At 60.6% G+C, this 12,107-nt stretch carries 7 protein-coding genes; 2 read left to right on the top strand and 5 right to left on the bottom strand.

What is annotated here, in order from left to right; translation table 11 throughout:
- Positions 1-32: 32 nt before the first annotated feature.
- Both ACI512_RS27050 and ACI512_RS27045 read right to left on the bottom strand, forming a co-directional pair.
- Positions 33-932, bottom strand: a complete 900-nt coding sequence (locus tag ACI512_RS27050) for a DMT family transporter (RefSeq protein WP_064052679.1) — start codon at positions 930-932, stop codon at positions 33-35.
- 52 nt (positions 933-984) lie between these two features.
- Positions 985-2,595 carry a methyl-accepting chemotaxis protein gene (locus ACI512_RS27045; protein WP_405121916.1) on the bottom strand — a complete coding sequence of 537 codons (1,611 nt, stop codon included), beginning with the start codon at positions 2,593-2,595 and terminating at the stop codon, positions 985-987.
- Between the two features lie 404 nt (positions 2,596-2,999).
- Here ACI512_RS27045 and aceK point away from each other — a divergent pair, with 404 nt between their 5' ends.
- Positions 3,000-4,715 carry a bifunctional isocitrate dehydrogenase kinase/phosphatase gene (gene aceK, locus ACI512_RS27040; RefSeq protein ID WP_236380991.1) on the top strand — a complete coding sequence of 572 codons (1,716 nt, stop codon included), beginning with the start codon at positions 3,000-3,002 and terminating at the stop codon, positions 4,713-4,715.
- Positions 4,716-4,721: 6 nt separating this feature from the next.
- On the opposite strand, the gene ACI512_RS27035 is transcribed toward aceK, so the two are convergent.
- The 3 genes from ACI512_RS27035 to ACI512_RS27025 all read right to left on the bottom strand — a co-directional run bounded on the left by ACI512_RS27035 (position 4,722) and on the right by ACI512_RS27025 (position 7,514).
- The gene (locus tag ACI512_RS27035; RefSeq protein ID WP_236380990.1) at positions 4,722-5,324 is read right to left on the bottom strand and encodes a hypothetical protein; all 603 of its coding nucleotides are present in this window, start codon (positions 5,322-5,324) and stop codon (positions 4,722-4,724) included.
- A 301-nt stretch (positions 5,325-5,625) separates the two neighbouring features.
- Positions 5,626-6,864 carry a hypothetical protein gene (locus ACI512_RS27030; protein WP_236380989.1) on the bottom strand — a complete coding sequence of 413 codons (1,239 nt, stop codon included), beginning with the start codon at positions 6,862-6,864 and terminating at the stop codon, positions 5,626-5,628.
- Positions 6,865-6,887: 23 nt separating this feature from the next.
- Positions 6,888-7,514 carry a hypothetical protein gene (locus ACI512_RS27025; protein ID WP_236380988.1) on the bottom strand — a complete coding sequence of 209 codons (627 nt, stop codon included), beginning with the start codon at positions 7,512-7,514 and terminating at the stop codon, positions 6,888-6,890.
- Positions 7,515-7,908: 394 nt separating this feature from the next.
- Here ACI512_RS27025 and hrpA point away from each other — a divergent pair, with 394 nt between their 5' ends.
- Entirely contained in the window at positions 7,909-11,820 is a 3,912-nt protein-coding gene (gene hrpA / locus ACI512_RS27020; protein WP_405121434.1) for an ATP-dependent RNA helicase HrpA, read from the top strand.
- Positions 11,821-12,107: the final 287 nt, after the last annotated feature.

Raw genomic sequence — 12,107 nt, 5'->3', positions numbered from 1 at the left:
AGGGGGCCACATGAAAACTCTGGCAAGCCCGCTCACCCCAAGCGCGCTGACAGTCTCTTCGGGCGTAACACCAACCACAACGCTCCCGCGATCAATACCCCGCCATACAGGTGCGCCATCGACAACGGCTCATCCAGCAGCAACGCGCCCCACAGCACGCCGAACGGCGGGATCATGAAGGTCACGGTCATCGACTTCACCGGCCCGATGGAGGTCAGCAGGCGGAAGTACAGGATGTAGGCAAACGCCGTGCACACCAGGCCCAACCCCAGCAGCGACAACCACACCTGCCACCCACCCCAACTGGCGGGCGGCTGGCTGACGGCGCTGTAAGCGAAGAACGGTAACAAGAACAAGGTGGCGCCGAGCATGCTGCCCAGGGCAGAGAGGCGGCTGTCCAACCCTCCGCGCTGATCCAACCAGCGCCGTGCGAGGAACCCGGCAAAGCCGTAACAGGTGGTCGCCAGCAAACACGCGAGCGCGCCCATCAGCAATTCCAGGTCAAACGCCACGGGCCCCGCGCGGGTCAGCACGCCCACGCCCAACAGGCCCAGGCAGACGCCGGCGACTTTCGACGGGGTCAGGCGCTCGCTGAAAAACAGCCCGCCGATCAATACGCCCATCAATGGCGTGGTGGCGTTGAAAATCGCCGAGTAACCCGCCGGCAGCACTTGGGCGGCCACCGAATACATCGTCGCCGGGATTCCGGAGTTGATCACCCCCAAGAGCAACACCGTCTTGAACTTGCCCTGGAAGTCCCATTTCACCCGCATGGCCGCCAGGATCACCAGCAACCCGGCGGCGGCAATCGACACGCGGAAAAACGCCGTCGGTACCGTGCCGATCTCCGGCGCGATGATGCGCATGAACAGGAAGCTCGCCCCCCAAATGGCGGCGAGCCCCAGCAAGTACAAGGTGTCCACAGGTCTCACGGAAAACTCCCCTATCAATAAGGCGGCGAGTGTTGCACGCCGCTTTCATTGATTACAGGACAAACCGCGTCACCAGCCCATTCAAATCCACCGCCAAGCGCGACAACTCCTGACTGGCTGCCGAAGTCTGGGTGGCGCCGGCGGCGGTCTGGGTAGACAGGTCGCGGATGTTGACCAGGCTGCGGTCGACGTCGCGCGCCACCAGCGCCTGCTGCTCGGCGGCGCTGGCGATCACCAGGTTGCGCTGGCTGATCTGCGAGATGGCGGCGGTGATTTTTTCCAGCGCGCTGCCGGCGCTGTTGGCGCGTTGCAGAGTCTGGCCGGCGTGATCGGCGCTGCTGTTGAGCGCTTCGACGGTGTCTTGGGTGCCGCGCTGGATACCGACGATCATCTGCTCGATTTCTTCGGTGGAGTCCTGGGTGCGTTGCGCCAGGGAGCGCACCTCATCCGCCACCACCGCAAAACCACGCCCGGCCTCACCCGCGCGGGCGGCTTCAATCGCCGCGTTGAGCGCCAGCAGGTTGGTTTGCCCGGCGATGCCGCGGATCACTTCCAGCACCTTGCTGATGTCCTGGGCCTGCACCGCCAGGCCTTCGGCCTTGTTCGACGCACCGAGCACTTCGTCCACCAGGTTCTGGATCGAGCTGATGGTTTCGCTGATCTGGTAGTGACCGTGCTTGCTGTCCTCGTCGGAAGCCTGGGACGCCTCGGCGCTGGACACCGCATTGCCGGCGACTTCGTCCACCGCCGCGCTCATTTCGGTGACGGCCGTGGCCGCCTGTTCGATCTCATCGTTCTGCGCCTGCAGGCCACGGGTGCTTTGTTCCATCACCGAACTCATCTCTTCGGCAGCCGACGCCAGTTGTTGCGCCGACTCGCTGATGCCGCGGATGGTGCCTTGCAGCTGCGCCTGCATGGTGGCCAGGGCGGTGAGCAACTGGGCGGGTTCGTCCTTGCCGCTGACGGCGATCGGCTGGCTCAGGTCGCCGCCGGCAATGGTGCGTGCCACGGTCAGTGCCTGGCCGAGCGGGGCGGTGATGCTGCGGGTCAGCAGCCACGCCAGCAGCAAGGTGGCGATCAGTGCGACGACGATGATCAGGCCGACAACCCACTGTGCACTGGCGTACATCTGCGCCGCTGCATCCGCCGCGGCCTCGACGCCGTTCTGGTTGAACACGATCAGGTCTTCCAGGCTCTTGTTCAGCACTGTGCCCTGGGGGGCGAGGCGGCTGGTGAGCAGGTCGATGGCGTCTTGCTGTTGATCCTTGTCCACCAGGGCGACCATCTGGGTCACGATGTTGAGGTAGGTGGCCACATTGGCTTTCAACTTATTCAGCAACTCGCGCTCACCATCACTGCTCAGCATTGTTTCCTGGCGGTCCAGCAGCCCTTGCAGTTCGCCGCGATGGCGGGTGAGGAGGGCTTTGCTGGTATCGCGCACCCGTGATTCGTCGGTGGTCGCCAGGCGCAACGCCTCCAGGCGGATGCTGGCCACATAGGCCGCGCTGTCGTGGATGTTCTCGATGCTCGGCATCCATGACTGTTCGATGACCAGCGCACTTTGCCGCAGCTTGGCCATCTGGCCCAGGCCGAACATCCCGACAATTACCAGCAAGCTGGCCAAAACCGCAAAACTCAGACTGGCACGCAGACCGATCTTCATGTTCCTCAATGACATCTCAATGCTCCTTAGGCGATTAGAACCTGTTCCCGGATCGGTCTTCTGACCTTGTTAGGGTGGGAGAGGGCGCGCTGTATATCAAAGTGCCATCAAGGTAGTAATCAGGGTTTCCCTTAGTTGGATCCAACACTCTAAGAGGTTCATCAAGACCAGCGCGGCGGGCCCTTTGCCTGCCTCAACCTTCCAAGCCCCAGGGTTGCAGGCGTGCAGGTAAAACTCGCGATAACTCGCAGGTGTATTTATTGACCGGATGGTCGAATTTAAAAATTGCAAATAAATGTACGAAATGAACGAACTTGTACAAGCTGGCGAAAAAAATGACCCTTCTCCTGTTTCCGTACACTGGCTAAGCTCAGGGGCTCCAGATGCTCGTCGAGGTTTCCCGCATGTCGCCTTCCGCCCGCGCTATCGCCCAGATGATCCTCGATGGCTTCGACGATTACCGTGAACACTTCCGCCAGATCACCGATGGCGCCCGCGAGCGTTTTGAAAAAGCCCAGTGGCAACTAGCCCAGGCCGCTTCAGCGGCGCGGATCAACCTCTATGAAGAGAAGGTCAATGACGTGACCGCGCGTCTGCATGAGCACTTCGATGACGCCACATTGCTCGACATTGATGCGTGGCCCGTGGTGAAAAGCGCCTACATCGGCCTGATCGACCTGCGCTTCGACGATGAGCTGTCCGAAACCTGGTACAACTCGATCTTCTGCGGCCTGTTCAGCCACGACCTGATCAGCGACGGTTGCATGTTTATCCACACCACGCGGCCCAGCCTGCGCCGGGCACGGGCCGCGCAGACGCGCACCTACACGCCCGCCGGGAATATCCCGCAGATGCTCGCGCAGGTGTTTGCCGACTATCGCTTCAGCGAACCCTATGCGGACTTGGCAGCCGACCTGCGCCGCCTCGAAGTCCAGCTGCGGGAAAACCTGCCGGACTGGGTGTGCAAGGACCCGGACCTCAAGGTCGAGCTGTTTTCTTCGGTGCTCTACCGCAATAAAGGCGCCTACCTTGTAGGACGCATCTACACCCGCGACGAACAATGGCCGCTGGTCATCCCGCTGCTGCACCGCGAAGGCCAGGGCATCCAGATCGATGCGCTGATCACCGACGAAGCCGAAGTGTCGATCATCTTCTCGTTCACCCGTTCCTACTTCATGGTCGACGTGCCGGTACCGGCGGAGTTCATTGGCTTTCTCAAGCGCATTTTGCCGGGCAAGCATATTGCCGAGCTGTATACCTCCATTGGTTTCTACAAGCACGGCAAGTCGGAGTTCTACCGCGCACTGATCAACCACCTGGCGACCACCGACGATCAGTTCATCATGGCCCCCGGCGTGCGCGGCATGGTCATGAGCGTATTCACCCTGCCGGGCTTCAACACGGTGTTCAAGATCATCAAGGACCGCTTTTCGCCGTCGAAAAACGTCAACCGCGCCACGGTGATCGAGAAATACCGCCTGGTCAAAAGCGTCGACCGCGTTGGGCGCATGGCCGATACCCAGGAGTTCGCCGACTTCCGTTTTCCCCTGAGCAAGTTTGAACCGCAGTGCCTGGCCGAGCTGTTGGAAGTGGCCGCCGGTACCGTCGAAGTGGAAGGCGATACCGTGCTTATCCGTCACTGCTGGACCGAGCGGCGCATGACCCCGCTCAACCTCTACCTCGATAACGCCAACGCCGCCCAAGTGCGCGAAGCCCTGGAAGACTACGGCTTGGCGATCAAGCAACTGGCGGCGGCGAATATTTTCCCCGGTGACATGCTGCTGAAAAACTTCGGCGTCACCCGTCACGGCCGCGTGGTGTTCTACGACTACGATGAAATCTGCTTTCTCACCGAAGCCAACTTCCGTCACATCCCCGCACCGCGCACCCCAGAGGATGAAATGGCCTCCGAGCCCTGGTATTCCATCGGCCCGCTGGATGTGTTCCCCGAGGAGTTCCCGCCGTTCCTGTTCGCCGACGCCGGCCAACGCAAGCTGTTCGATGAGCTGCATGGCGAGTTGTACAACGCCGATTACTGGAAGGGCCTGCAGGCCGCGATTCGCGCCGGCAAGGTCATTGATGTGTTCCCCTACCGGCGCAAAGAGCGCGATCATTTATAACGGCATTCAGGAAACCCCTAATCGGTTCATGGACGCCTTGATACCCAGTGTCTCCAAGCGTGCTTGCGCGGGCCTCAAATCGTTTTTGGTGGGTTGATAATGGCCGGAGGTATTGGACAAGTAAGTTTTCCCCGTCAGTGTTTGTTTTAAGTAGCCGGCACTGACGACATTATTCGACTGCCCGAAACCGGCGCCCATTTCGGCGGCGGCGGGGTGGGATACCATCTTTGGCGCTATGTTCTTATTGATATTGGCGACCACCATCTGCCCGTCTCCCGTCACGACAAACTTGGTGACCGTATTCGGTTTCCTCATGACGTTCAGGTCTTCTGGTTTTTTCACGGAGATCACGGTGGCTGTCGGGTTTCTGGGATTTGTCGCCGCGCCCGCCAGATGCATCTCCGCGTTCAGGTCTCTGGCTCTTGTATTGGTCAGCTTTGGATAGTCGTCATGCCTGTTTTTCCTGGACGCATCCTCAGCGCCTGAGGGGTGTGAAGTCCAAGAGGAACCTGTGGAATAGGATTGAGGTGCAATGTCTTGAAATTTTTCGGCGTAATGGTGCAAGTGGCTATTGGAGGCGCTGGAGTAACGGCTGGATTCAATGGGCATAGGAACTCCTTGGAAGTCAAAGACGAAATCAATCAAGCGTTGTCGTTATAGGCCACTCGTAAAACTCCTTCCTCGAAAGGCCTGGCGAGTCGCGTGGAAGTGGGCGATTCGATTCGCCCTCAGGTTGGAATATCCTGGTTGTCCAGACCTCTCTGGATGACTTATTGGGCGCCTGCCAGCGCTTACGGAAAATCGGACTTTTGCTTTTCAACCGTCGGATGAACTGGTCATTTTTTGTAGTAAGAATCTCTGTGGAGTAGCCCCATAAGTCTTTTGCCTACCTGGGTTCATCCCGGCAACGTTAGGGAAGGGACGTGGTTATGTGGTGAATGGCCAGGTGGCTTCTGAGGTCGGTGTAGAGGGTGTGCAAATCGGTATTCAGTTCAGCAATCAGCGCCCGCTGTTTGTTGTCGTCTTTAAGCTGACGGATGGCGGCATGTTTGACATGGGTGTTGTTGGCCGACTGAATCAACGCTTTGAACGCCTGGCGATCCTTGGCGCTGCCGGCTTGCTCCGTGCGGGGAACGGTGTTCAGTTGCACAAAGGCATGTTCGATAACCGCCAGCTCCAGTTTGATTCGCTGATTATTCGGCGAGGTTAAAATCAGCATGGGGTCCATGCCTGCCTCCGAACTGCCATCAAGCCTGCCGTTACGCCAGGCATCGCGTAAATTCGCCAGGGCATTGCGCGCCGCGTTCACCGCTTGTGGCGACAGTTTTTCTCCCACGCCGTTGCGGTGGGCGGTTTCGAGCGTGCGCTCCAGTCGGTGGAGTGTCAGTTCCACCGGTGCAGATTGATGGTTGCGCTCAAGATTCTGCTCCAAGCGTTTACGCTCCGGGGTGAGGCCAACGGTGGTGGTGAATTGACTGCTGCCTTTCAGGCGCCCCGTTGCCCAGGCGTTGCGGTATTCGGTCAGGGCGTTACGTTGCTTGATAAAGATCTCTTCCTCGACTTGAGACAACGGTTGCGGTTGTTGCTTGATGTGAGCATCCAGCAGGCCCGTCTCCTTATCCAGGGCGTTGACGTGTTTGACGGCCTGTTTCAGGTCTTGCGCGGTCAACCTGCTGTTCAGCGGTGCAGGTAGCAGAACGTGGAGTGTGATCGGGTCCAGCTCACTGGACGCTGGAGGGGTGGCGGCCGCCCATGCGGCGCGTCGATCCATCAGGGCGTTGCGTGCTTCCATGCGGGTTGCCAGTTGCTCATTGCGTTGCGTAAGTGCTTGCAGGCGTGTGTTTGCATCCGGTGGCAGGGCAAAGCGTTTGCGGCTTTCCTGGTCGAAGGCCTCAAGCGCCGCGTCGAGCCTTGAAACGTGCATCCAGGCTTGAAGTTGATGCCCTTTTTCCTGTGGCGCACTTTCCGGCATTCGACTGATGGGGCGAAGCAATGCGTGTTCGAGGTTGCGGGTGTTCCCGAGCAGGTGACTGTGCCCTTGATCGACCAGGCTTTTAACCAAGGCGCCCTGGATAAAGTGGGTTTGTTGTACCAGTCGGCCTAGGGTGGCGCCGGACTCGGGGGGTGAAAACGGTGTGGGTCTGATCACAGGGGCTTCTCCGGGTGATGGCTTCAGATTCGAGAATTTTTCAGGCCTTCAACCAACCTGTAGACGTCTACCAGGATGTGGTCTGCGTTCAGTGGGTCGGCCAGGTACTTATCCCGGTACTCCGTTTTTGCAACATCCCACAGGTTGTTTATCAATGCTTTCAAAGCGTCCTCCTGCAGTGTTCGCGGGGCGGGAGCGCAATGACTGGCCAATTGCGTGCCCATCCGCGATGACCCTGCAAATGCGCCAGCGGCCCAGGCAGACCTGAGCTGATCCAACTTGCGACAAAGCGTCACCACGGTTTGTAAGTCGATGGACGTTCCGCCCTGCTGATCACGCTCCAGCAACAGCGTGCCTAATTGCTCGGCCTGTTCGAGCACATGGTTGAGGCGGTCCACATGCTTCACCGCCTGCGCCAGCACCCTGCCTGATAGGCTGGGTGAAAAACTCACTGGGTCCTCGTCGATGGAGGGGGTGTTTCCAACCTGTTCAGGCAGGGGGCTGTCCCTGCCCATGGCTTGCCAGTAAGTCGGCGCAAGAGACGACGGCCGTCGTGATTCGAGCTGCCTGACCGAATCCGGATGCGTATCTTCGGCGTACATGCCCAACGTATCGACGTAGGTCTGGGCAGCACGTGCGCGCGGTTCCAAGGCAGGATCCTGCTCCGTGTAAGTGGGGGCCGCATGCGAGGTCCATGTCGTTGAGAGGGGGGGCAAATTGGCTGTTGGGCTTGGCATGACGTTTTTCCGGTGCGGGCCGCGTTGGGCATGAAGGAGGCGTTTTTTGCGTGCCGCAGTAGAGCGCGCCGAATCATGGGCAAGCCATATAGAAAACCCTGATGGTTGCGTGCGAAAAGTCATGTAAGGGTGTGGGTTGGGACGTTCCCGTCAGGCTCAAACAGCCTGCCACCCTTGTATGAAGCGGTGGCTTTGCGGCTTTGAAATGGCTTGCCTCGTTCACAGCGACTGAAATCTGCGACAATTGCCACCCACGATCACGTCACCGCAGGCTCACCTGCCTCACTAGAAGACCTTTGCGTACCTGATGACTGACCAAGCACCCACTATCGACCAACTGCTCAAAACCCTCGACCACGCCATGCTCGCCGACCGCCACCGCTTGCGCCGGCAGTTGCTTGAGCTGCGCAAGAAGCCCGACGAGGAAAAGCTGGCGCAGTGGGTGGCGCGCATGCAGGCGTCCTGCGCGCAGGTCACGGCGCGGCGCGCCAGCCTGCCGGTGATCCGCTATGACGACAGCCTGCCGATTGCGGCCAAGCGCGATGAAATCAAGGACGCGCTGCTCAAGCATCAGGTGCTGATCATTGCCGGTGAAACCGGTTCGGGTAAAACCACCCAGTTGCCGAAGATCTGCCTGGAGATCGGTCGTGGCCAGTTCGGTTTGATCGGCCACACCCAGCCGCGCCGGATCGCCGCGCGCAGTGTCGCCAGCCGTGTCGCTGAAGAACTCGCCACGCCGCTTGGCGCGCTGGTCGGCTATCAAGTCCGGTTTGAAGACCAAAGTGATTCCAATACCCTGATCAAGCTGATGACCGACGGCATCCTGCTGGCGGAAACCCAGAACGACCGTTACCTCGAACGCTACGACACGATCATCGTCGACGAAGCCCACGAACGCAGCCTGAACATCGACTTCCTGCTGGGTTACCTGAAGACCCTGCTGCCGCGCCGCCCGGACCTGAAGGTCATCATCACCTCGGCGACCATCGACCTGGAGCGTTTCTCCAAGCACTTCGACGATGCGCCGATTGTCGAGGTGTCGGGCCGCACCTTCCCGGTGGACACTTGGTATCGCCCGCTGACCCTGGAACAGGACGAGGAGGGCAACCGTGTCGAAGACGACTTGACGGTCGATCAGGCGATCCTCGCGACCCTCGACGAAATCGCCGCTTATGAGCGCAGCGAGCGGCGCAGCCCCGGCGATGTGCTGGTGTTCCTGCCGGGGGAGCGCGAGATTCGCGACGCTGCCGACATGTTGCGCAAGGCCCAGCTCAAGCACACCGAAATCCTGCCGTTGTACGCGCGCCTGTCGCCGGCCGAACAGCAGCGCATCTTCCAGTCTCATCCCGGCCGGCGCGTGGTGCTGGCGACCAACGTCGCGGAAACCTCGCTGACCGTGCCGGGCATTCGTTATGTGATCGACAGCGGTACTGCACGCATCAGCCGCTACAGCTACCGCGCCAAGGTGCAGCGCCTGCCGATCGAAGCGATTTCCCAGGCCAGCGCCAACCAGCGTAAAGGCCGTTGCGGTCGGGTCGAGCCCGGCATCTGCATTCGCTTGTACAGCGAAGAAGACTTTATCGGCCGTCCGGAATTTACCGACCCTGAGATCCTGCGCACCAACCTCGCCGCCGTGATCCTGCAGATGCTGCACCTGCGCCTCGGCGAAATCACCGATTTCCCGTTTATCGAACCGCCGGACGGCAAGGCCATCAGTGATGGTTTCAACCTGCTGCAAGAGCTTTCGGCAGTGGACCGTAACAGCCAGCTCACCCCGTTGGGCCGCCAGCTGGCGCGCCTGCCGGTCGACCCGCGCATGGGCCGCATGTTGCTCGAAGCCGCCAAGCTCGGCAGTTTGCAGGAAGTGCTGATCGTCGCTAGCGCCATGTCGATCCAGGACCCGCGCGAGCGTCCGCCGGAGCGTCAACAGGCCGCCGACCAGGCCCACGCACAGTGGAAAGACCCGGATTCGGACTTCGCGGGGCTGGTCAATCTGTGGCGCGGCTTTGAGGAGCAGCGCCAGGAACTGACCGCCAGCCCGTTGCGTAACTGGTGTCGCAAGAACTTCCTCAACTACCTGCGCCTGCGCGAGTGGCGCGACTCCCATCGCCAGTTGAGCCTGATTTGCCGCGACATGCAGCTGACCGTCAATAAAGAGCCGGCGGACTTCCCGAAACTGCACAAGGCCGTGCTGTCCGGCCTGCTCAGCCAGATCGGCCAGAAGACCGAAGACGGCGATTACCTCGGCGCACGTCAGCGGCGTTTCTGGATTCACCCGTCCTCGGGCATCGGCAAGAAGCGCCCGCAATGGTTAATGACTGCCGAACTGGTGGAAACCACCAAGCTGTATGCGCGCATGGTCGCCAAGATCGACGCGGACTGGATCGAGCCGCTGGCCGGGCACCTGATCAAGAAAAACCACTTCGAACCCCACTGGGAGAAGAAGCGCGGCCAAGTCGTGGCCTTTGAGCAGATCACCCTGTTCGGCCTGATTGTGGTCGGCCGCCGGCCGGTGCATTACGGGCCGATTGACCCGGTGGTGTCGCGCGAGCTGTTTATCCGCGAAGGCCTGGTGCGTGGCGAGATCCAGTCGCGAGCCAAATGCCTCACGGCCAACCAGCAGTTGCTGGAACAGCTCGACGAACTCGAAGCCAAGGCGCGCCGTCGCGACATCCTGGCGGATGAAGAAACCCTGTTCGCCTTCTACGATGCGCGCTTGCCGGCGGAGATTCACCAGACCGCGACCTTCGACAGTTGGTACAAGGTCAACAGCCAGAAAGACCCGCAACTGCTGATCATGCGCGAGGAAGATGTGCTGGCCCGCGAAGCCAGTGAAGTCACCGCCGCGCATTACCCGGACACCCTGCACCTGGGCGACCTGGAACTGGCCTTGAGTTACCACTTCGAACCCAACCACCCGCGTGACGGCGTGACCCTGCGCGTGCCGGCTCCGTTGCTGCCGGCCTTGCCGCCGGAGCGCCTGGAGTGGCTGGTGCCGGGGGTGATCGAAGCCAAATGCATCGCCCTGGTGCGCAACCTGCCCAAGGCGCTGCGCAAGAATTTCGTGCCGGTGCCGGACTTCGTCAAGGCCGCCCTGCAACGGATTGAGTTCGGCCAGGGCTCGTTGCCCCAGGCGCTGGGCCGTGAATTGCTGCGCATGACGGGGGCGCGGGTCAGCGATGAAGCCTGGGCCGAAGCCGCGCAGCAGGTCGAAAACCACCTGAAGATGAACCTTGAAGTGGTCGACGGCGAGGGCAAGTTCCTCGGCGAAGGCCGTGACCTGGCTGAACTGACGGCGCGCTTCGCCGAGGCCAGCCAGGCCGCGCTGGCCGTGCCGCAAACCGCGAAAAGCCAGCAGCCGGTCGAGGCCAAGGTGTTTGCGGCGGTGGCGGAAAAGACTCAGCAGAAGATCGCCGGGCTGTCGATGACGGTGTACCCAGCATTGGTGGAAGACAACGGCACGGTCAAGGAAGGGCGCTTCTCCACCGCCGCCGAGGCTGAATTCCAGCATCGCCGCGCCTTACAACGCTTGCTGATGCAGCAACTGGCGGAACCGGCGAAATTCCTGCGTGGCAAATTGCCGGGTCTGACCGAACTGGGGCTGATGTACCGCGAACTGGGGCGCATCGATGCGCTGGTGGAAGACATCCTGTTGGCCAGCCTCGACACCTGCGTACTCGAAGGCGAAGCCAGCTTGCCGCGTGATGGCGCCGGTTTGGCGGCCTTGGCCGAGCGTAAGCGCGGCAGCTGGACCGAGCACGCCGAGCGTTTGGCGCGCCTGACCCTGGAGGTGCTGAAACTCTGGCACGGCCTGCAAAAACGCTTCAAAGGCAAGATCGACCTGGCCCAGGCCGTGGCCCTGAACGATATCAAGCAGCAACTGAGCAACCTGGTGTATCCCGGTTTTGTGCGGGAAACCCCGGCGCAGTGGTTCAAGGAGTTGCCGCGTTACCTCAAGGCCATCGAATTGCGCCTGGAGAAACTGCCGAGCCAGGTGCAAAAAGACCGGGTATGGAGCAGCGAGCTGGGCGGACTGTGGACGCAGTATGAAAACCGCCTGAAAAAACACGCCCAGGAAGGCAAGCGCGATCCGCAGCTGGAGCTTTACCGCTGGTGGTTGGAGGAGTATCGGGTGTCGTTGTTTGGCCAGCAGTTGGGCACCAAGGTGCCGATTTCCGACAAACGTCTGAGCAAACACTGGAGTCTGGTCGAAGCCTGATATTTACACGGTTTCCAGGGCAATACAGGTCCAGTGTGGGAGGGGGCTTGCCCCCGATTGCGGTCTGTCAGTAAAGGATGTGTTGACTGGCCCACCGCTATCGGGGGCAAGCCCCCTCCCACAGATAGCGCCAAATTTCGAGGTTTGTGGCAAACTTCGCGGTTATAAATGCCGGGATCGTCGTGAAGGGCTACGGCGCGATGGAATAAAGCGACGCCAGTTTGATGTCCGCTGCGCGGCATTGGACTACCTAAAGTTTGGTACGACGGTACCAATATCTTCTGCCT

Origin of the sequence: Pseudomonas petroselini, from assembly GCF_045037875.1 — a bacterium.
Taxonomy (GTDB): domain Bacteria; phylum Pseudomonadota; class Gammaproteobacteria; order Pseudomonadales; family Pseudomonadaceae; genus Aquipseudomonas; species Aquipseudomonas petroselini.
Note: the sequence above shows the minus strand (reverse complement) of the source record. Positions and strands in the feature narration are given on the sequence as shown.